This window comes from Bacterioplanoides sp., from assembly GCF_965226395.1.
Lineage (GTDB): Bacteria > Pseudomonadota > Gammaproteobacteria > Pseudomonadales > Oceanobacteraceae > Bacterioplanoides.
Genome location: NZ_OZ245358.1, coordinates 1,279,250 through 1,301,754 on the forward strand (window position 1 = coordinate 1,279,250; position 22,505 = coordinate 1,301,754).

The 22,505-nt window shown below is 46.7% G+C and carries 18 protein-coding genes; 8 read left to right on the forward strand and 10 right to left on the reverse strand.

All coding sequences use genetic code 11. The features are described from left to right. The first annotated feature begins 13 nt into the window (after window positions 1-13). The 7 genes from metF to ACO05E_RS05905 all read left to right on the forward strand — a co-directional run bounded on the left by metF (window position 14) and on the right by ACO05E_RS05905 (window position 7,327). Complete coding sequence (metF, locus tag ACO05E_RS05875; protein ID WP_419812055.1) at window positions 14-838, forward strand: methylenetetrahydrofolate reductase [NAD(P)H]; 825 nt, start codon at window positions 14-16, stop codon at window positions 836-838. A 227-nt stretch (window positions 839-1,065) separates the two neighbouring features. Next, window positions 1,066-2,778 carry a carbamoyltransferase C-terminal domain-containing protein gene (locus ACO05E_RS05880; protein ID WP_419812056.1) on the forward strand — a complete coding sequence of 571 codons (1,713 nt, stop codon included), beginning with the start codon at window positions 1,066-1,068 and terminating at the stop codon, window positions 2,776-2,778. A 72-nt stretch (window positions 2,779-2,850) separates the two neighbouring features. Continuing rightward, on the forward strand, window positions 2,851-3,435 hold the full coding sequence (locus ACO05E_RS05885) for a YrbL family protein (RefSeq protein ID WP_419812057.1): 585 nt from the start codon (window positions 2,851-2,853) through the stop codon (window positions 3,433-3,435). Continuing rightward, complete coding sequence (locus ACO05E_RS05890; protein ID WP_419812058.1) at window positions 3,425-4,474, forward strand: polysialyltransferase family glycosyltransferase; 1,050 nt, start codon at window positions 3,425-3,427, stop codon at window positions 4,472-4,474. The genes ACO05E_RS05885 and ACO05E_RS05890 overlap by 11 nt, the downstream gene beginning before the upstream one ends. A gap of 38 nt (window positions 4,475-4,512) precedes the next feature. Continuing rightward, window positions 4,513-5,238, forward strand: a complete 726-nt coding sequence (locus tag ACO05E_RS05895; protein ID WP_419812059.1) for a hypothetical protein — start codon at window positions 4,513-4,515, stop codon at window positions 5,236-5,238. 9 nt (window positions 5,239-5,247) lie between these two features. Then, complete coding sequence (locus tag ACO05E_RS05900) at window positions 5,248-6,111, forward strand: glycosyltransferase family 2 protein (protein ID WP_419812060.1); 864 nt, start codon at window positions 5,248-5,250, stop codon at window positions 6,109-6,111. Window position 6,112: 1 nt separating this feature from the next. Further along, a complete protein-coding gene (locus ACO05E_RS05905) occupies window positions 6,113-7,327 on the forward strand; it encodes an O-antigen ligase family protein (protein WP_419812061.1) in 1,215 nt (404 codons plus the stop codon). Between the two features lie 30 nt (window positions 7,328-7,357). On the opposite strand, the gene ACO05E_RS05910 is transcribed toward ACO05E_RS05905, so the two are convergent. The 10 genes from ACO05E_RS05910 to pilG all read right to left on the reverse strand — a co-directional run bounded on the left by ACO05E_RS05910 (window position 7,358) and on the right by pilG (window position 21,292). Next, the gene (locus ACO05E_RS05910; RefSeq protein ID WP_419812062.1) at window positions 7,358-8,230 is read right to left on the reverse strand and encodes a glycosyltransferase family 2 protein; all 873 of its coding nucleotides are present in this window, start codon (window positions 8,228-8,230) and stop codon (window positions 7,358-7,360) included. Window positions 8,231-8,262: 32 nt separating this feature from the next. Further along, window positions 8,263-8,955: a hypothetical protein gene (locus ACO05E_RS05915; protein WP_419812063.1), complete on the reverse strand. Its 693-nt coding sequence runs from the start codon at window positions 8,953-8,955 to the stop codon at window positions 8,263-8,265. Window positions 8,956-8,965: 10 nt separating this feature from the next. After that, window positions 8,966-9,439 carry a chemotaxis protein CheW gene (locus ACO05E_RS05920; protein ID WP_419812064.1) on the reverse strand — a complete coding sequence of 158 codons (474 nt, stop codon included), beginning with the start codon at window positions 9,437-9,439 and terminating at the stop codon, window positions 8,966-8,968. Beyond that, complete coding sequence (locus ACO05E_RS05925) at window positions 9,420-10,454, reverse strand: chemotaxis protein CheB (RefSeq protein ID WP_419812065.1); 1,035 nt, start codon at window positions 10,452-10,454, stop codon at window positions 9,420-9,422. Before ACO05E_RS05925 ends, ACO05E_RS05920 begins: the two co-directional genes overlap by 20 nt. Window position 10,455: 1 nt before the next feature. Beyond that, window positions 10,456-16,929 carry an Hpt domain-containing protein gene (locus tag ACO05E_RS05930; RefSeq protein WP_419812066.1) on the reverse strand — a complete coding sequence of 2,158 codons (6,474 nt, stop codon included), beginning with the start codon at window positions 16,927-16,929 and terminating at the stop codon, window positions 10,456-10,458. Continuing rightward, window positions 16,926-17,813, reverse strand: a complete 888-nt coding sequence (locus tag ACO05E_RS05935; protein WP_419812067.1) for a CheR family methyltransferase — start codon at window positions 17,811-17,813, stop codon at window positions 16,926-16,928. The genes ACO05E_RS05930 and ACO05E_RS05935 overlap by 4 nt, the downstream gene beginning before the upstream one ends. Window positions 17,814-17,827: 14 nt before the next feature. Beyond that, the gene (locus tag ACO05E_RS05940; protein ID WP_419812068.1) at window positions 17,828-19,885 is read right to left on the reverse strand and encodes a methyl-accepting chemotaxis protein; all 2,058 of its coding nucleotides are present in this window, start codon (window positions 19,883-19,885) and stop codon (window positions 17,828-17,830) included. A gap of 99 nt (window positions 19,886-19,984) precedes the next feature. Next, window positions 19,985-20,509, reverse strand: a complete 525-nt coding sequence (locus tag ACO05E_RS05945; RefSeq protein WP_419812069.1) for a chemotaxis protein CheW — start codon at window positions 20,507-20,509, stop codon at window positions 19,985-19,987. A gap of 1 nt (window position 20,510) precedes the next feature. Beyond that, complete coding sequence (gene pilH / locus ACO05E_RS05950) at window positions 20,511-20,876, reverse strand: twitching motility response regulator PilH (protein WP_255857938.1); 366 nt, start codon at window positions 20,874-20,876, stop codon at window positions 20,511-20,513. A 32-nt stretch (window positions 20,877-20,908) separates the two neighbouring features. Beyond that, on the reverse strand, window positions 20,909-21,292 hold the full coding sequence (gene pilG, locus ACO05E_RS05955; protein ID WP_068660884.1) for a twitching motility response regulator PilG: 384 nt from the start codon (window positions 21,290-21,292) through the stop codon (window positions 20,909-20,911). A gap of 223 nt (window positions 21,293-21,515) precedes the next feature. Between pilG and gshB the strand changes: the two genes are divergently transcribed. Next, a complete protein-coding gene (gene gshB / locus ACO05E_RS05960) occupies window positions 21,516-22,460 on the forward strand; it encodes a glutathione synthase (RefSeq protein ID WP_419812070.1) in 945 nt (314 codons plus the stop codon). The last annotated feature ends 45 nt before the right edge of the window (window positions 22,461-22,505 follow it).

The window sequence follows — 22,505 nt, forward strand, 5'->3', positions numbered from 1 at the left end:
ATTGGGGGCAAAAATGACTACCCTGAGTTTTGAATTCTTCCCAACCAAAACGGAAGAAGGTACGGAAAAGCTGCTGAATGTTCGTGATGAACTGGCAGCGTATAACCCGGAGTTTTTCTCCGTCACCTATGGTGCTGGCGGTTCAACCCGCGACCGCACCTACGCTATTGTGAAAGCCATTCATGAACGTGGTATTGCCGCAGCGCCTCACCTGGCCTGTATTGGCAGTAGCAAAGCGGAAATCCGCGAGATCCTGAAAGAATATCAGGACCTCGGTATCAACCGCATTGTTGCTCTGCGTGGTGACCTGCCTTCAGGCGCAGGCTTTGATGGTACCGAACTGCGTTACGCCAATGATCTGGTGGAATTTATCCGCGAAGAAACCGGCGATCACTACACTCTGGAAGTGGCGGCATACCCAGAGATGCACCCTCAGGCGACCAGTTTTGAAGCTGACGTGCAGAACTTTGTGCGCAAAGTAAAAGCTGGCGCTGACAGTGCCATTACCCAGTACTTCTTTAACGCAGACAGCTATTTCTACTTTGTTGATCGTGTGCAGGCGATGGGCGTCGATATCCCGATTATTCCGGGTATTATGCCAATTACCAATTACAGTAAATTAGCTCGATTCAGCGAGTCCTGCGGCGCTGAAATCCCACGCTGGATCCGCAAACAGCTGGAAGCCTACGGTGACGATAGCGACAGCATCAAAAAGTTTGGTGAAGAAGTGGTTACCGATATGTGCAAACGCCTGTTAGAAGGTGGTGCCCCAAGCCTGCACTTCTATAGCATGAATCAGGCAAAAGCCAGCCTCGATGTGTGGAAAAATCTGATCTGACTTAGCGCCTTTAACATCGTTAATATGCTAGAATCTCGGCCCGGATCGGGGCTGGCATATTAACGATACATTAATCCTGTCTTATACACTTATGTGTTCCCCTCTCCATCCTGTAACAGAATTATATTGAATGCATTAGCAATGCTCATTTGTATCTTTGCATCCTGTTTAGCACAACGTGCAAACACTGAAAACAGAGCGTCATATCAATAGTCTCGAGGTTAATCATGTACATTTTAGGGATTCATACAGGCCATGATGCAGCTGCATGCCTGTATAAAGGGCAAGACCTGATCGCATTTTGCAAAGAAGAACGCGTAACCAGAATCAAATGCGACGGCAATAAATTTGATCTTCTTTCTATCGATGAAGTTTTAAAAATTGGTAATATCACTCGAAGTGATGTTGATGTTGTATGCATGTCGCGAATTCTGATCCCTGACTCTTGCTACTTGAAACCTCAAAAATTTTCGAAACAATTGTCTCAAAAACTCAGAGGCACTCAAAAAAAGCGCTGGGTTGTAAAAGAAATGAGCTCTCACAAAGAGCTGGATGCAAGTAAGTTAGTAAACTTTCCTTTGCTAAGACAAAAAATGGGATTGAAGAATGACGCTGAGATTATTTTCTCCAATCACCACTTGGCTCACATATTGGGAGCATTCAAGTACACTGACTGGCAAGATTCAGCTCTATTTTTATCTTGTGATGGTGGTGGAGATGGTGCTCAGTACTCCGCCTATTATTATGATGGAAAGACCCTGAATACCCTGGTTGGCGGTGACGCCACAGTCCTGACTTCTCCACAAAACTTGGGAGCATCTGTAGGTTATGCATATTCACATGTAACTCAAATGTGTGGTTTCAAACCACTGCGGCATGAAGGAAAAATAACGGGGTTGGCTGCCTTTGGTAAACCATCAAAAGCCCAAATGCTTATAGATCAGTTTCAGATAAATGAAGATGGTAGCATTACCTCTTCTTTAGATGGTTCAAAGGGGATGCGCAATTTCCTTGATGACGAGTTTGGCTCATTGAGCATGGAAGACAAAGCTGCTTCGATTCAGCTCGCCACCGAAGAGGTCATCACCAAGTGGGTCAAGCAATTAGTTTCAATTACTGGATCTAAATATGTTGGTCTTAGTGGCGGAGTATTCTCTAATGTAAAACTTAACCAGTATGTTTCTGAAATTGAAGGTGTTGAAGAGATTTTTGTATTTCCCGCAATGGGGGATGAAGGTCTCCCGGTTGGACAGTGTGTCGATTTTTTAATACGCAAAGAAGGGTTAGAAAACCTAAAACGAGGCAGACTAAATAATGCTTACTACGGGTTTGACTATTCTGCCGGTGACCTGGTTGTGGCTGCAGAACAAGGCGGCTTCTCTATAGATAAGCCCTCCAATGTTGCCAAGGCTGCCGCTACTCTCATAGCAAAAGGTAAAGCTGGTGCCATTTTCCATGGTGCAATGGAAATGGGGCCAAGAGCACTTGGAGCCAGAAGTATTATCGCCAGCCCAGAGCAACGAGATATTAATGACTCACTGAATGCGAGACTTGAAAGAACTGAGTTTATGCCGTTCGCACCTTTTGTTTTACACGAAGACGCAAGTGAAGTCTTTGAAGTAGACGGCAGGACATTAGAAGCCTGTAAATTTATGACCGTAACGGCTAATGTCAGAGAAAAATATAGAGAAGCAATACCTGCGGTTGTTCATGTTGATGGAACAGCAAGACCCCAAACTGTCTTCAAAGAAGCAACTCCCCTCTACTATGACATTCTGTCAAACTTTAAAGAAATGACAGGCATGCCATGTTTGGTAAATACAAGCTTCAATGCACATGAAGAGCCTATCATCAATACTCCAGAAGAAGCATTGTGTGCTCTTGGAGATGACAGGGTTGATTTTTTAGTTTGTGATGAAGCCCTTATATTTAAAGCTTGATCCCATCCCCTGTATGTAAATCATTCAGGGGATAACTTTTATCAAGCATTAAACAGCTCAAATGGCATGAAAATGGCAGAAATTATTCTCACAGATAAGTTGGTAATTGGTAAAGGAAGAGATCGGATATGCTATCAACATCCCAGCAATCCCAGCTTGTGTATTAAGATATCTATACGAGACAACAAACAATCTGTTCGCGAAGCCCGCTATTTCAGTTATTTGTACAAAACCGGAAGTGATGCACGTCACCTTTCATGCTATCGCGGTACCGTTGAAACCAATGTGGGTACTGGCTACTTATTTGATCTGATTGCTGATGACAGTGGTGATGTTTCAAAAACACTGACTGAGTTATTAAAAAATGGCGAAATTTCGGATCAGGAAATCAAACAACCCATTCAGCAATTAAGTGATTATCTGGTCCACAACCGGATTTGTGTGCGTGATATCAGCCCATCCAACATTGTTTACCAGAAAACAGGCTCCGGTTTTGAGCTGATGATTATCGATGGTGTCAGTAACCCGGGGATCTACCCATGGACTATTCGCTTTAAACACCTGGTTAAACGCGCTAACGATAAATCCTGGGCCAGCTTTCATCGTAAAGTACAGCGCCTGATGGCAGAACAAAAGCAGGTAACACGTGTCAGCTAACAGTATTTATTTTGTATCTACAGTTTTACACCTGTACGTTGCGAGCACCATTGCGTTACAGCGCAAAGATGAAAATGCTCACCTTGTGATTATTGATCAGCCTGAAAGCAGTGGCTTTCCGGTTATGGAAGCCTATAACAACTGGCAAAGCTCTCCCTTTATCACGACCCGACAATATTTCGGTCGTTATAAAAAGCACGCCGAGAAGCTAAAGGCCCGTCGGGAGACCTTTCAAAAGCTGCAAAGATTGATACAAGAGCTGCAGCCAGGTCATATGTTTGTTGGTAATGACCGCAGAATAGAATTCCAATACAGCATGGCACAATGCCAGAAGCAGGGCATCAACTGCATTGGGCACTATATGGACGAAGGTGTATTTACTTACACTGGGCGTAAAGCTTCATCCCAGCTGTCCGACAAATACATCGATAATGCCATTAAGAAACTAACCTACGGTCTCTGGTGGAAAAATCCACCAACCATTGGCGGGTCAGAATGGATCAGCGAAGTCCATGTCGCTTTTCCAGAACTCATCCACCCTCTGCTACAAAGCAAAGTTGTTAATCACCTGAACAGTGAACAATTTCAGAGTCGTGAATTAATCGAGCTCTCTACCCGTATTCTGCAGCAATGTAAGCTTGATTCCGAATCAGTTAAAGAGCTGAATGTTGTACTGACCTTGCCACATGAATCAATTTTTGCAGCCAATGCAGAGTACGAGCATCAGATCAAAGATCTGATTACTGAGCTACAAAGCAAACATCTGAGAATTGCAGCTAAATATCATCCGCGCAATAGCGGTGAAGACCTGCTGAACCTCAGAGAATCGGGAGTGCAGATCATCCCCTCTGCTGCGGTATTAGAAGCACTGCTGACAGTGTTACCAGAGCGCACCGCGATTATCGGCGATATGTCGTCGACTATGCTGATAACACGCTGGCTGCGGGAAGATATGCCGGTATATTACCTGAGCGACGATAACCAGCAACTTATTCAGATACTGCATGCAATTGATGTTCGTCCTCTTAACAACATCTGATACCATAACAATCTATCGTATTTGTGGATTTAACAGACATGTACAATGTTGTATGCCTGAAGTGGGGCACTAAATACCCAGCAGATTTTGCTAATCGTCTGTTTAATATGGTCAGCCGCAACACGACTCTTCCAATTAACTTTTACTGCATATCAGATACCCCAGAAGGGTTACACCCTGACATTAAGTTCAGGGAGCTCCCTGATCTGGGCTTGACGGGTTGGTGGAATAAGTTAATTTTATTTAAAGATGAGTTATTCGATATACAAGGAACAACCATTTTTCTTGACCTTGACGTTGTTATTGTCGACAACATTGATCAGTTATTCACTTATAAACCGGGCTCATTCCGTATTATAAAAGACCTGAAAGCAGGTTATAACAGCTCCGTATTCCGTCTGGAAATAGGTTCTATGACAAATGTCTGGAATAACTTCCGGAATGACCAGGATAACATTGTACAACGACTTCACGGTGACCAGGACTGGATAGAGGAAGCGGCGCCACAGCATATGAACACCTGGCCCAAAGAGTGGGTTGTATCTTATAAAAAACAATGTAATGCCAGAGCTGAAAAATCTTATGGCAGAGTTGGCTCAATTCTTCGACAAAAAGGTATTTTACAACCTCCCACTGGTTATGCCGAAATTCCCGAGGGAGCAAAGATTGTTATTTTCCATGGAAAACCTGACCCAATCGATGTTATGAATGGTCCATGGGATATGTGGAAAGAAGCCCCATGGATCAAAGAACATTGGCAGTGAAGATACCTTATGACAGAAACGTTGTTTTACATTATCACGCCTAGTTACAACAGGCCTGACCTCCTGATAAGAAATATAAAAGCTCTACGCAATCAGGACTATAGCAACTGGATACAGGTTATTGTCGATGATTGCTCGACTGACCCAATGGATGCGGCATTTGCAATTGCCGGCCAAGATGAGCGCCATATTGTAATAACATCAGAGTCAAATAAAGGGTGTAACCAGATGCGGAATTGTGCACTGGATTACATTGAAACCTTGAAAAAAACAGGATATATCGTTTTTGTTGATGATGATGATTATTTACTTCCAGATGCCCTATCATGGGCTGATCATTATCTGAGAGAATCAAATATCCCTTGGCTTGCTGCCAATTGTTGCTTTCCAGATTCTAAAGTCGCCTCCAAGATCAAAAAGTATGGAACCCTGTCTTATATAGATGACTATATGTTTGGTAAAAATATAAAAGGTGATCTTAATCATTTCATCAAGACTGATGTAGCTCATAAGGTTCGGTTTCCTGAAAACTTTAAGAATGGACAAGAGTGGGCCTATTACTGTCAGATAGCAGAGCACTGCCAGATCCAAATTATAAATAAGAATGTAAAAATAATAGAATATTTAGAAGGTGGGCTAACCCAAAACAAAGTTAACTCTCAGGAAAAGTTAAAAGTATTTTCATACAAAGTTGAAATACTAAAGAGATTGGTATCACCAAAAAAACTATCCGACCAACAAGTACTATTAGCAAGAGAGTTAATAAAAAATCACAATTACAGTGATGCTAAAAAACTTCTTATAAGCATATTGAAATATAAGTTTCTTAGCGCAAAGTATTACAGATATATTTTCAAAGTCATCTTCAAATAAAATGAAACACCCAATCAAAAAAAACGTTATAAAAATATATATTCTGACAACTGTGGCTTTATATATACCTTTCTATCATGTCGCCAAAGTTTTCTTTGAAGCCTCCCTATTAATACTACTTCCATATCTGATATTAAATCATAAAAGACAAGATCAGGGGCAGAAAGAGTTTTTAGTATTTCTAGCAACTATCGCATTTTACTGCATCAGTTTCTTAGTTGCTTATACATTAAAAAAATCGGATATGGACATAGCCTATGCCATCAATATCATTCGCATAGCAGTTCCACTCACCATTATTTATTATGCAGCTACTATTTCATCCCCCATTTCTATTAGAGAACTCATTCTTACATTATCGATCAGCTTGATTCTTACTTTTACAATGATTGTATCACCCTGGTATGAAAGTAACTTCTCAGGGCGTATTACCTTGGGAACCAACCTGCTTCTGATCTATGGGACTGCACTTGCCGCTACGATTATTCTAATATCAACCACTTTATTGATGGCAAATAGAGAAAGTAAAAGATACTTTATATTACCCGCAATAGCCTTAGTATTGGGAATACTTGCCTTGCTAGCGAGTAATGCTAAGGGTGCAATACTTGCAACCATCGCCATGTTGACTCTAATTTCATTTACTCAAGTTAAAACGCCAAGATCATTCCTTACCATTTTGATATTGATAAGCATCATTCTTATCAGCGCATATAGCCATAAACATACAAGAGTCCAGCTAATAGACGCCTATCAACAAGTAGAAAATTATTTTTCACCGGGAAGAACTACTGTTTCTGGTTCTCAAGGAGATCGACTGGAAATGTGGCGTGGTGCGCTAACCAAAATATCAGACTCTCCCTTTGCGATAAATGGCAATATGAAACTTATTGATTCATTCCAGCAAGAGATTAAAGGAGGAAATATTTCATATAAAATTGGGAATTTCAAGCATGTCCATAATGATTATCTACAATCATGGATGAGTAGAGGACCTATTGGGTTTATATCATTAATACTGATGATGATAATCCCAATAATGATCATCCAAAATAAAAGTTTGAAAATGATGGCATTTTCGTTTGTCGGAATCTACAGTTTAACAAGTATTACCAGCGTTCCATTCCTCCATGTTTATTCTTTAAGATATTATTGCTTAGTAGTCACACTAATACTCATTAGTGATAAACAATTGAAAGATAAAGAAAAAATATAATTAAGGGATGGAAGTCTAGGAGAGTTGCCTCTATTTTTTAGAGGCAAGATTCAACCAATGTTTATATTGACGTAGATACAAAGGGGAGCAAAAAAAAGTTTTCTTTAGATAATCAGTCGCTTGATCAAAGTCTCGTTTTTTGATCAGATATTTGGCAATTGTAACATATTGATGCAACATAGCTTTTCGACCCACAATTGGCTCAAGAACTTTTATTTTATATTTTGCCACATCAACAATACGGCATCTGTTAAATCCATTAGACGTTAATCCATCTGATAAAAACTCCTTAATTGAACCTGGTTGATCAACCAGATACATAGGGAATTTTAAAGAAAGGTTACACCATAAAAACCATTCTTCCGCGTTTTTAAACTCTTCAGTAAACCGCAAATCACCAATGGCATCAGCTTTAATAATATTTGTTGGATCACCTCTAAGGATTTTGCCAAACATATAATCATTCAAGTAAGTAATCTCCCCATATTTTTTTGACCTAGTGAACTTACTGCCATCTTTATTGATACAATTAAGTCCATACCAAAAATATCCGGGGGTGTTTTTTATAATTTCAGCTGCCGTTGAAAGAGCCCCTTCTGCCAAGACATCATCATCATCTATAAAAACAATATAAGAGCTGGGGGCTTCTTTTTGAATATGGGAGATAATTCTATTACGGGCTTTGTTAACGCCACCATTTTCAGCTTGGCTTAAGTAGCTAACTCGCTCATCAGACTCTGAAAGTGACTCTAGTTTTTGTTGTGTATCATCGGTGCTGCAATCATTGCAGAAATAGAGCTTCCATTTCTGATACTTCTGCTGACTCACCGACTCATATACATTTTTAACTAAATGCGATCTATTGTAAGTTGGGACACATATAGAGAAAAATACATCCTCCATTTTATATTTCTACTCTCATATCAGTTCATCAATCAGGAAATCAACATCTCCCGAATCTTATCTGTCGTTTTCATCACAATAAAAGTGGCTGATTGATTATTATAGTTCAATAAGGTCTTTTCTATAAAGTTCCATTTGCGCAAAACCTGTTGTTTTATACCTTCAGCAGCAGTCATTCGGGACACTGCATCCCGGAACGAAGCCGCATTCTCAGCCATCTGAGTGTTCACCGCAGCCATCCCACCAAAAACATTCAGGTTGAAGAACATATACTCAGCCACCATTTTCTCAAGCAATACCAATGCTTCGTAGGTGGCATAATTTTCTGAACTGATTTCCTCAACTGAGAGTTCACTTTTAGCGGTATGAATGGCCTGATATAAAAGTTGCTGCACGGCCTCCAGTCCATTTGTCAGATTCACATCCGAGTTGTCGGCAGCTGATTGGCGCTGATCATTGGTAAAGCGAACCGACTGCTGCCACTGACTGCTGACCTGAGGCCAGCGTTGACTAAGCTTGTCTGCGGTTGCGTCTCCTGAAGCAATCGTCTGATTGAGGCGCTGATGGTAACGATCACCGCCTTGTTGCAGGGCAAGAATACTGATATCGGAGGTTAGCTGATAAGCATGAGCCTCCAGTTGCAACAGGTTTTTTACGTCTTCACTGGCTTGGACGTTGCTAAAACAGCACAGAGAAATAAGTAATGCGGTTAACCATTTCGACATGGCGGCCTCGTTATAGTTGTTTTATAAGTTCTTGTTCTACTAAATCGAGATTCGGAATTACAGCTGCTTCCTGACCAATGGATACGGCAGATTGATCAAAAGCGCCAACATTCAGTGCGTCAACCTTTTGTATATCACTTTCATTAATGTGCATCAAACGCGGAATCCCCTGAACCAACATGGCATAGAATGGCATTTGGGCATGATCACCCACACCATTAATGATGGCGAAACGTGCATTCGGGTTCGGAGCCGGAGCTCCCTGATTGCATAACATTTCATAACACACCACCGGGATCGGCACCCCACGCCAGTCAATACGCCCCAACATCCAATCTACATTAGAAGCCGTGGTCAGAAGGTGTGAAAAAGGGACAATTTCAGCAACCGCAACATTTGGCAATATCAGGTTTTTATCTTTCAGCGGGATCAGCAGGCAGTCAATCTGATCCGGTGCATTCGTCTTAGTCAGTGATTGACTCATTATGATTTACCCATGTGTTTTTTAGATGATTGACCAGATTCAGCGCCAATTGCTGAGGTGTGCCACTATAGTGCACGCGATTTGTCTCTAACGCACTCTCTGGCATGGATGAATTGGCACAACTGGCTGGATCCTGAGCCCATATTTTATGCTGATCGTGTGGTAAGCGGGTAATGGCATCAGAGCCATCATTCCCCATGCCACTGAATAGAATATATCCAGCATGACAGCCAAAACCGGCGTCCACATTCAGAATTACCTGATCGATAGAAGGCCCATAAGGACCCGGCCAGTCTGTTCCATGGCAATATAAAGCGCCATGACGAAAGCTGAATTCCTTTTCAATCGGAGCCACAAGAACTTCACCGCAACATAGCGCCCGGCCATCCTCAAATTTCTTAAACGTATAGCCCGCATGGCGTCCCAGAGTATTGGCCAGCGTTTCTTCAAATCTCGGATCAATGTGCTGGGCATAAACAAAGGCGATAGGTAAACCGGCTGGCAAGGCATCCAGAAACTGCTTTACGGCAGCCGGGCCACCCAAAGAGGCACCCAGCACCCAGACTTGTTTCGCAGGCCGATGGCTGAAGTTCTGTTGCTGGAAAACGGCGGGCAAAGAGATTTTGTGATTACCCGGTGTAAAAGATAACTGCCCAAGAACCGCAGCATCTTCTGTCACCAAAGGCGTAACCTGCACCAGCTCCTTTAATTTACTGTACAAACGCTTTTCCCATTTCGGAAATGTCGCACAGTTTTTATTAGGAGCACGGGTGAACCCCATCAACACCGGAACATCACCGTCCAACAAGCGATCCAGCCAGTGCAAATGCCGATCGTCATCGTCGCGTAAATCAATCACCCAGGCATCCAGCTCAATGGCTTCAAAATTCACCAGCTCCATACGCTGTGGATCTGTGTTTACCACCACCTCAAAGCCAAAGTTCACTAACGCGCCTTTGAGGAGGTGTTGCTGAAGCCGGTCGTCTGCCAGAATGCCGACTCTGGGCAGCGCCATATCAGTGTTCCTTACGCCCTAACAGCTGGTTCATGGTGCTCAGCAGCACATCTTCCTGGAAAGGTTTACCCAGATATTCGTTTACACCAATAGACAGAGCACGCTCACGGTGTTTATCACCGGTTCGTGACGTGATCATGATGATCGGAATATCTTTCAGGCGGGAATCATGGCGAACCTGTGATGCCACCTCAAAACCATCCATCCGTGGCATCTCAATATCCAGCAACATCAGATCCGGCTTATGATCTTGTAAGGTTGCCATCGCATCCACACCATCTTTGGCGGTATAGACTTCCATACCATTACGTTCGAGCAGACGTGTGGTTACCTTACGAACCGTTACCGAGTCATCCACCACAAGAATCCGTGGTAACCGGTTCTCCAGTTCATGGCGGCGTTCGGCGTCCTGCACATCCAGCGCCTTAGCATGTTGATACTCAAGGCTGGACTGGGTACGGATCATCGCTGGTAAATCGAGAATGATCACCACGTTACCGTCACCCAGAATCGTACCACCGGAAACCCCCATCACAGAGGCAAACTGAGGGCCGAGGGTTTTTACTACAATCTCCCGTGAGCCCAGCAGAGAATCAACCTGCAACGCAAAAGGAGAAGCACCACGAATCAACAACACAGGTAATGGCAAATGCTGAGCCGCAAACTTAGGCTGCGCTTCGTTATCCAGCATATTACCAAGATATTCCAGACGATAATCGTTACCGGCATAGCCGTAACGACGTTCTTCCGACGGAATATCATAAAGAGTCTGCAATTCTGTAGCAGATGCCCGTACGATACCTTCAATGTTGTTCAACGGAATGGCATACAAGTCATCACCAACGCGCACCATCAGTGCCCGGTTCACAGACACCGTAAATGGCAGACGCACAGTGAACTCTGTTCCTTGTCCCGCTTCAGACTGAATGGCAACACTACCACCCATCTGTTTGATTTCACTGGTCACAACGTCCATGCCGACACCACGGCCAGAAATCTGGGTGACTTTTTCAGCCGTAGAGAAACCGGCCTGCAAGATAAACTGGATAACTTCCTGATCGTTCAGGTCGCTGTCGGCTTCCATCAAACCACGCTCAATGGCCTTGCTACGAACAGCATCGAGGTTGACCCCTTTACCGTCGTCGCGCAGCTTCAGAACAATATCACCACCATCACGGGACAAATTCAGTTCGATACTACCAACGGAAGATTTCCCCGCCGCAAGTCGTTCACTTTCACTCTCCATCCCGTGGTCAACAGCATTACGAACCATATGCTCCAGAGGAGAAATCAGGCGTTCCAGAATGGTCCGGTCCATCTCGCCATCAGCATTAAAGACTTTCAGGTCAACCTGCTTACCCAATTCCAGGCTGACTTGACGCACAATCCGGCGCAAACGCGGCACTAGGCGCTGGAACGGTACCATGCGGCTCTTCATCAAGCCTTCCTGCAACTCGGTATTAACCCGGCTTTGTTGCAACAACAAGGTTTCAGCGTCGCGGGTTTTATCCGACAGCGTGTCTTTCAGGTCGAGCAAATCCGATGCTGATTCAACCAATGCCCGCGATAACTGCTGCATGGCGGAGTAACGGTCCATTTCCAGCGGGTCAAAATCATCATAATCCGGCCCCTGGCGCTCCTGACGGAACAGTACCTGCGCTTCGGTTTCCATATCCAGACGACGTAACTGATCGCGCAAACGATCAAGTGTCATATCCATCTCGTCCAATGTGTACGAGAAGTCGGTTACCTGCTGTTCTAAACGACCACGACCAATGGAGGTTTCGCCCGCCAGGTTTACCAGATTGTCGAGTAAATCCGCGGAAACCTTAACCAGCTCCTGAGGTGCTTTTCGTCCTCCGGACTGAGCTTGTGACTGTGGTTGAGGTTTCTGTGGCGATTGAGGTGTTGTTGGAAGCTGAGGGTTTTTCACCACTTCAGCCACTTCAGCCACTTCAGCCACTTCAGCCACTTCAGACAGCGAGGTATTGGCTTCTGCCGCCTCAGTATCAACAGCAGAATCCGGGCGCAGCGGTACCACATTGGTCGCTGCAGATTCGTCAGCGACAGGTTCGATAACCGATGCAGGAACAACAGACAACGTACGGCCTTCTGTATCTGTATCGATATCCACTTCAGCTGCATCGGATACGGTTGTTGTATCCAGTTCATCAGCATCAACCAAGATGGATTTTTCACCCAGCGAAACAAAGCCATCACTGAACAGACTTTGTTCAACCGCTTCAACTTTTTGCGTCAGAGAATCATGGATCTTGTAGTACTGTTTAAACAGATCTGCATTCACTTCGAGCTGACCTTGTTGGGCTTTCAGGATATTGGCTTCAAAGTCGTGCGCCTGATCACCAATATCCGTTAATCCCGCCAGACGTGCGCCCCCTTTCAGGGTATGCAGTACCCGCTGCGCTTCCGCAGCCTGAGATAAATCATCCGGTTGCTGTTCCCAGTTATGCAGGGTTTTATCCAGCTGTTCCTGTAGCTCCTGGGCTTCTTCGATAAAGATTTCGAGAATCTCACGGTCAGACTCATCCAGAGACTCTACGACTGGCATATCCAGAGCAACCGGCGCTTCTACAACCGGGGATTCCGCAACAGGCGTCTCAACAAGCGCAACAGCCTCTCCATCTGTTTCACTAAGAGGCTCATCAATGCTTGTATCGCTCAGCTCAATCTCATCGTCTGCATCCGCAAAAGCAGTTTCTGCTGGTGCGCTAATAGCACCGGCAAAGGCCAGAATTTCAGTTATCAGAGCTTGCTCATCATTAGCCTTTTGCCCCTGCTTAACGGCGTCCAGCTGAGCTGCCAAAGCATCATGACCACGTTGTAACAAACTGAATAAATCCGGGCTTACCGCAACCCGGCCATCATTCACTTTTTCATACAGGGTTTCTAATTCATGGCACAGCTCAGCAATTTCCTGCAGTTCGGCCATACGCGCACCACCCTTAAGGGTGTGCAACTCACGCTGTAATTGAGCAACATCAAGCAGGTTATCTGGTTGCTGTTGCCAACGCTCCATCGCAGCCTCAATGGATTCAGAAACCTCGTCGGCTTCTTCGAGGAAGATTTCCAGAATTTCATCGTCTTCTTCCAGCAGATCCACATCAGCAACCGGCGGCAACTCATCAGACGATGGCAGATCAGCGACTAAAGGAACATCATCAGTATCCGGTTCAGGCTGCACAAACTCCCAACTGTTCAGCTGATCAACCAATTCAGTTGCTGGCAATGTTTCTTGTCCGGCCGCCAGACAATCCATCATGCCTAACAGAGCTTCCTGAGCATCCCGCAACAGTGCTAATGGGCTTTCATCAGACTGACGCTGCTGCGCCAGCATATCGGCATAGAACAGATTCAGTGTATTGGCTAACACTTCAATATTAGGAAGTTCTGCTTTTGCAGCGCCACGAGCAACCTGATCAAGATCCTTACATAGCTGCTGCAGAATCTCAGTATCGCCTTGTTGTTGCCACTGTTTCAGTAACTCATCGGCGTCCAGCAGTGAATCCATTCCCTGCGCGAGAAAGGTCGCAATGGTCTGAGGACTCGGGCCAACGTTACCGGCTTCCTGAGCTTGTAATAGAGGCTCAAGTAATAGGTCTTCCAGCGCTTCCAGACGCTCAATAAAATCATCTGTCCCAGGGATAAGCTCCAGCGACATCAGTGAATTATTCGCCAGTCCTTCACGAATAAGACGGTCGCCTTCTTCAACCAGACTGACAATTCCCGGCGCATTCTTAATTTGATAGGCGCGCAGCTCTTTGATCATTTTTTCCAGCGGAGCAGCCACGTCGGCAATCGCGGCAATGCCCGCCATATGCGCACTGCCTTTTAAGGTATGCAGGGCACGTTGCAGGTGATCACTTAACGGATTGCTGAATTCATCATCACGGCTTTGCTGAATAAACTGTTCAACGGTGCTCAGGTGGGAATTCGCCTCTGTCACAAATACGTCGAGTAACGCCGCATCTTCATCATCGTCGGTCACATCGTCTGACGTAGCGTCTTCTGATGTTGAATGGTCAGTCGCCATAAACGGCTCGACCACTTCATTGGCCGCCAACGTGTTGGCATACTCCATCAGAGGTTCGGTATCCAGCGAAGGAGAGCGATGACTGCGGAAGTCTTCAATCAACTCTGGTAAACACGCAATAACGTGATCAACAATGGCAATCAGGTTATCGCTGATGCTGATGGTTTCATCCAGCACCCGGTTGAACATATTCTCAATCGACCAGGCCAGCTCACCAATAATCGTGGCCTGAACCATGCGACCACTGCCTTTGAGGGTATGGAAAGCACGGCGAACAGTGGTTAACGCTTCCTGATCATTATGCGCCGCCTTAAACTGCGGCCAATATTCATCCAGCGTTTCGGTAACTTCTTCTGCCTCTTCGAGGAAGATTTCAATAATTTCATCGTCGATTAAATCATCGTCGTCTGCAACAGAATCACTGGCCACCTCAGTAACATCATCAGTAGCAGTTTCGACAACCGGCTGATCTACCGTTTCCACGCTTTCAATTGCAGGCTCGGCCGATTCAGTGTGCTCCACATAATCAGCTGATTGACCCATGAAAGGTTCGGCGATATCAGCTACTGTTTCACTGATCAGCTCGACATCATCGCTGGTCAGTTCAATTTCTTCAGCATCCAGAACCGGAATATCAGCAGCAACCGATTCATCGGGATTCGATATGGAATCAGATTCCAGTGCAGTAATTTCCGCCGGCACTGAGTGCTCATCCTGCAGGTCGATTTCATCAATCGCGTCACTCAAAGGTTCCGTTGCCGGTAATTCCAGCAAAGACTCTTCCGCACGACTTAATAAATCTTCGCTGGCATTACCGGGCTTCTCTGAATAACGTTCGATAAAGTATTCAACGCCTGTCAGTACATCCGCCAGAGTATCGAGTACTGACCACTGAGGCTTCAGTTCTTCATTTACCAGCTGATTCTGCACAAACGCAGCAGCACGGGACAAAATACCGGCTACCCGTGGCAAAGGAATCATGCTCAGCGAGCCTTCAATGCTGTGCAGTAATGATGGTACATCGCGCAGCTCTTCTGCTGCCCATTGCTTGGCGATGTACTCAACAATAGCGTCCTTCACCTGCTCCAGCACATTACGCGCTTCACGCAACACGGCTTTTTGTGCATCCGTCAGGGAGCCTTCGTTTACCTTAACATTGAGGTCACCCTCACGTTTCATACCGGTCAGCGTGGCTTCAACGTAAAGCAATGCGCCGGCAATATCCATCAGGTGATGGTCTTCAACCGGCAGTTCACCTTCCAGCAAACGAGCGACTTCCTGTTGTTGCTCCTGCAACACTTTACGAGGCATTCCCAGCCCCAGTACCGTCATGGTATCGGTGATTTGTTTTAATGCCGGAGAAACATCCTGCAATGTGGCATTGCGATCTTCATTACCACGCACCAACAGGTCCAGCCGATCTTTAACGGTGGCAATTTCTTCAACCAGTGCGTGCAGTACCTGGTCAACGGTTTCTTTGTCAGGCCCTGCCAGTTCATTACGCTGTTGTTCAAGGTCACTATCACTGACCAGTGCTTTATTTAAAGCGTATTCGTCCCGGACTTTGCGAATTGCATCGCCACTCATACTGGAGTTGGCGACAAACATCAGCAGAGAACGCAGTACTTCTTCATCTGGCGTACGATTGACAGCCGCTGCACCTTCTTCAATGGCCGCGTGTAAAATACGGTCTAATTGACCCAGTATTTTTTTGGCGTCATCAGATATTGTGTCTTGCTTGTCCAGCCATTCGGAAAAGGCCAGAGCAGGCAACCAGATTTTGCCCTGCGGCGTGGTGTGCAAGGCTTTGTGCAGGCGCGCAAAGGCTTTGCGTAGATATTGTTTTGCGACGTCTGGTTGCTTGTTTTGCAACAGCTGCAACATCGCAGCCTGCAACATCTGACGGACTTTTTTCGCCCACAGACGGAAATCTTTACCGTTATAAACCTCGGCCTGCTTGGAAGACAGAATCGAATTATGTTTGATCACCGGATTAAACAATGCAGCTTCCGGCAGCACATTTTCACCACGCACAGAGCGTAATTCATTCAGGATCGGCAGTAACACCACCGGCAGATCCCGACGGCCAACCTTGATGTGCTGTAAGTAATGAGGCAGCTGTAAAATCGCCTGCATCAACACCTCCAGCGCCGGAGAGCCTTCGCCATGGGAAGCTGAAGTCAGCGCCTGGCCATCGCTCATCGCCTGGGCCACCGCTTCCATTTCTTCCGCCAGCAGCGCAGCGCCGTAGAACTCCACCATTTGCAGAGTGCCACGAACCTGATGCAGATAACTCAGGCAGAACCTGAGACGGCTTTTATCGTCGGGGTTTTCAACATAAGCCTCCAGCGCTTGCTGTGCCTGCTGAAGCGTCTCTTCGATTTCCCCTTTTACCCATTCAAGGGCGATGTAGTCCTGGCTCATCGCCTTGCGGTCTCCCCTGTCGAATTCGTTTTCTTACGCACGAATGCAGATATCTGGCCGTTATGCACCGGTTCCAGCAACGGATGATTAAAGTCCACCATTTCCCCCAGACCAATCACCAGAATACCGCCGGGCGCCAGACGTTCGGCTAACACGTTCAGAATTTCACGTCGCCGCCAGCGACGGAAATAAATAAGAACATTCTGACAATAAATAATATGTTGTGAACTCAGTGGGCAGGCATCGAGATTGAGAATATTGACCTGACTGAAACAACAACGGTTGCGCAGACGGTCACTGATTTCAATTTCGTTGATGCCACTGGTTTTAAAAGAGCTGGCGAGATAGTCCTGCGGCACCCATTCCAGAGTCCGCGGCTGATAACGCCCGGAGCGTGCTTTTCTCAGCACGATGGTTGAAATATCGGTCCCGGTAATAGCATAACGCTTGCCCCGGGGTGTCAGATAACGATCAGCCACCATCGCCAGACTGTAGGTTTCTTCACCCGAAGAACAACCAACACTCCAGCATTCTAATGTCTCATCATCACCCAGTTCCGTCGCTTTTTGCTGAATGTACTGATCAACAAAGGCATAAGCATCCGGATCACGAAAAAACCGGGTTTCCTGCACTGTCAGACGATCCACCAGCGTGTTCCACTCAATCGCCCCGGAAGGGCCATCGGTCACACGCTGATAATACTCTTCGTAACTGGAACACCCCACTTCCTGCATCCGCAGCCCCAGGCTGGTTTGCAGAAATGAGCGCCTTTGCACAGGCAGACACATGCCGGTTCGTTCTTCCAGCAGGCTCTGCCAGCGCCCGAACTGAATATCATCCAGCCTGGGCACGTAGGTAATCCCGGTTTGCAACTGATAAGACATGAGAACTCAGGTGCTTATAGCACGTGCTGCTCATCAAGCTCGATATCATTCTCAGGCAGTTTAAAGCCCGCCACCGATTCACGCAGTTTGTTGGCCATTTCCGCCAGGTTACCAATCGACTTCGCCGTCGCCGTGGTACCCGCAGAAGTCTGCGAGGTAATTTCCTGGATCACGTTCATCGTATTGGAAATATGACCCGCAGAAGAAGCCTGCTGACGGGCGGCGTTGGAAATGTTCTGAATCAATTCCGCCAGGTTTTTCGATACGTTCTCAATCTCTTCCAGGGCAACACCCGCATCCTGTGCCAGGCGAGCACCACGTACCACCTCGGAGGTGGTGGTTTCCATCGAAATAACGGCTTCGTTAGTATCGTTCTGAATCGTTTTAACCAGCGCTTCAATCTGCTTCGTTGCCGCAGCAGAACGTTCTGCAAGACGCTGTACCTCATCCGCAACCACCGCGAAGCCTCGACCTGCGTCACCGGCCATGGATGCCTGAATCGCAGCGTTCAGAGACAGAATGTTGGTTTGGTCAGCAATATCGGTAATCAGGGAGATGATGTCACCAATCTCCTGTGAGGATTCACCCAGACGTTTAATCCGCTTAGACGTTTCCTGAATCTGTTCACGGATGTTATCCATGCCGTTGATGGTTGCCTGTACCACTTCGGCACCTTTGTTAGCGATCGCAACCGATCGCTCCGCAACCGCAGAAGATTCTGAGGCGTTGGCCGATACCTGGTCAATCGACACCGCCATTTCGTTAATCGCCGCCGACGCTCCGGCAATTTCCTGTGCCTGGTGTTCAGAAGCTTCGGCCAGATGCATTGCCGTTGCCTGAGTTTCCTGGGCCGCCGACGATACCTGTACCGCTGTTTCGTTAATCGCCGATACCAGCGAGCGCATCTGGTCGATTGCGTAGTTGATGGAGTCAGCAATCGCACCCGTGAAGTCTTCGGTTACCGTTGCGGAAGCGGTTAAGTCACCGTCTGCAAGGTCAGCAATTTCGTCCAGCAGACGTAAAATCGCCATCTGGTTCTGGTCATTCTGACTGGCTGTTTCGGTCAGATCTCGACGAGTATCACGGTAAGAAACCACACCCAACATAATGATCATCACAACGGCCAGAACCACCGAGATATAGCCCACAATCTGCAGCACGGTACGAGCACCCAGGTCATTCTGAATACTGGTGGTTAACTGAGAAGTCTGATCCAGCAGGCTGCGCGAGTCAGCAAAGATATTGTCCGATGCTTCACGCACCTGGAACAGTTCAGGAGAGGTTTCCAGAATTTCATCAACAGAGCCGGATACGAATTCAAACAGCTCTGCCACTTCCGCCAGTGCGTAAATCGCTTCTTCATCAGTTACCTGCGAAACACCCATCGCGGCAACATCGCCCTGAATCATACCGTTCAGTACGCGACCGAATAACGACGCATCCCGACCAAAAGCGTCAGCCGCCATCACCGCATCTTCACCACCGGCCAGTACTTTGTTCACCGAACGTACAATACGTTCTGCCAGCCAGGACTGACGCTGAGCAACCGCCACCTGATCGGCAGGAGCGCCGTTATCCAGCAAAATTTCTACAATTTCATCGTATTCCACCTGCAGCTGAGGAATGGTTTCTGCAAGCGTGGCCGCAACTTCGTGCAGCGAGAGAATAATATCCTGAGCCCGGATAATCTGGTCAGCATTACCTTTTACTGAGTCCCAGATGCCCTGTACATCAGTCATGGTTGCGACTTCAGCTGGCTCCAGACCCGTTGCCGGGTTACCACGCGTCAGATAGCCCCAGCGCAAATCAAAATTATCACGCGCCTGTTTCAGCTGGCCGAAGGCTTCTTCTTTACCGCCGGCGGCTTCCACCGCGTTTTTTGCCAATTCCTGTGACAACACCCGCAGCTCACCCGAGTGTTCAATATACTGGTCGTCCCGGTTCGATAAGGCGTTCACATATACCGTAATGGCAATAAAAACACCCAGGAATAAAAACAACAGGCCAGCCAGAATACCATTGGCCCGATTCCTGAAGACCGTCGACAAGACGCTTCCTGTATTTTCGTTCATGCGTTCCTCTCCACACTCACTTTTAAATTATATGCCTGATGGCTACTTATCATTTAATTGCGTCACAACCACAAATGCAGCCGTCACGACTTGAATTTTTTATACCGCAATCTGCAAAAATTCCGGCGCCCGAATCAGATCCAGCAACTGAAAAACCGGCCAGTGTTTACCATCGCGTTCATAAGCACGGGTAACAAACTTACCGAATTGCGGATCAAGATCGGTCGTTTCCACCATACGATCTTCAGCGAACTGCTGCATCCCCAACACAGCATCCACCAACAATCCAGTCGTATGATCACCGTGCTCAACCACCAGCACCCGGCGACTGCGCCAGTTGGCTTTAGACGGTAGCCCCAGAAGACCAGCCAGATCCATCACTGGCACCAGACGACCGCGCACATTTGCAACGCCCAACACCCAGCTACGGACGCCGGGCACTTTGGTCAGTCGCGGTGGCTGAAGTATTTCAGCAACGTCTGACATATCAGCAGCAAACTGCTGACCTGCCAGCATAAAACCAACACCACGCCAGTAACGCACCAGTTCAACCTGCTGTGGCAGGTCTGATGCATGGGAGCGGCTACGCTCAGCAATATCCTGTAGCTGGGCAAACGGATGCATATCAGCCTGCCATTACCGATGCAATTTCAGACAGCAGAGTCGCTTCTGCAACCGGCTTCACCAGATAACCACTTGCGCCCTGGCGCTTGCCCCACACACGGTCGGTTTCCTGATCTTTGGTGGTCACAATAATCACCGGAATATGTTGCGTTTCCGGATCTTTGGTTAACTGACGGGTTGCCTGAAAGCCATTCAGGCCCGGCATTACAATATCCATCAATACAACGTCAGGTTTTTCCTGACGGGCAACGGCAACACCGTCCGCACCATTCTCTGCACTGATTACTTCATGGCCATTGGCCTCAAGCATTTTACGGAATGCTTCAGTTTCGGTTGGAGAATCATCAACTACCAAAATGCGGGACATGCCTACTTCCTCTCAAATTCTGTTTCGCGGGTTCAGGATTTTACATACTGGCGAATTGAACCCAGCAGTTCTTCTTTGCTGAATGGTTTGGTCAGATATTCATCTGAACCAACAATACGGCCTTTTGCCTTGTCGAATAAACCATCTTTACTGGACAACATAATGACCGGAGTTGACTTGAATTTGGAGTTATTTTTAATCAAGGCGCAGGTCTGGTAGCCATCCAGGCGGGGCATCATGATATCAACAAAAATGATATCCGGATGAGTGTCAGCAATCTTTGCGAGTGCATCAAAACCATCGGTTGCTGTGATCACTTCGCAGCCAACTTTTTTTAGCAGCGTCTCAGCCGTACGACGAATGGTTTTACTGTCGTCGATGACCATGACTTTTACATTCTGAAAGTTATCGTCCATAGGGAGGCCTTTAACCATCCATTTTCTTGTAATTTATTCAGTGACTGTTCTGAAGATAACAGACGCCATTGCCCAATCTTGTATCATACTTAATCCCCACAGGCCAGCAGCCTTGGCAGGAATATAGAAGCATGCACGCAGAAAATCTGTTGCGCCATATGAATAGTCAATAAGTTACACTTTCAGTTCCCGAACATGACACATCAACAACGCCGGAGACTATATGAGCATTAAACTCGCCGTGGTTATGGACCCGATTTCGCAAATCGCCTTTAAGAAAGACACCTCGCTGGCGCTGTTAAACGCCGCTCAGGAACGTGATTGTGAACTGTGGTACATGGAACAAAGCGACCTCTACATTGAGAACGGTATTGCCATGGGCCGTATGGCGCCGTTAACGGTCGAGATGAATCCGGAAAAATGGTACGAATTGGGCCAATATCAGCATCGTCCATTATCGGAGCTGAATATTATCCTGATGCGCAAGGATCCACCGTTCGACAGCGAGTTTATTTATTCCACGTATATTCTTGAGCGCGCCGAAGAAGCCGGAGTACTGATCGCCAACAAACCACAAAGCCTGCGCGACTGTAACGAAAAAGTATTTGCCACCGCTTTCCCGGATTTAATGACCCCGACCCTGGTCAGTCGCAGCGCTGAATTACTGAAAAAATTCCATAAAGACCACGGCGATGTGATCTTTAAACCTCTGGATGGCATGGGTGGTTCTTCCATCTTCCGTCTGAAGCAGGACGACCCCAATGTGTCAGTGATTATCGAAACCCTGACCAACCACGGTCAGCAACAAATCATGGCGCAACGTTTTATTCCTGAAATTGTCGACGGCGATAAGCGCATCCTGATGATTGATGGCGAACCCGTGCCTTACACTCTGGCGCGCATTCCGGCCAAAGGTGAAACCCGCGGCAACATCGCCGCCGGTGGTACCGGGGTGACACAACCACTGAGTGACGAAAATCGCGCCATTGCCGAGAAAGTTGGCCCCATCTTAAAAGAGAAAGGTCTGTACTTTGTGGGCCTGGACGTGATTGGTAATTCACTCACAGAAATTAACGTCACCAGCCCAACCTGCGTGCGTGAAATCAGCCGTGACTCCGGCATTGATGTCGCAGGTCAGCTGATCGATACCCTGCTGGCTAAGCTGTAACCCGGCCCCTGTCCGCTGCCGAACCGGTCACAAGAGGTCAATGCG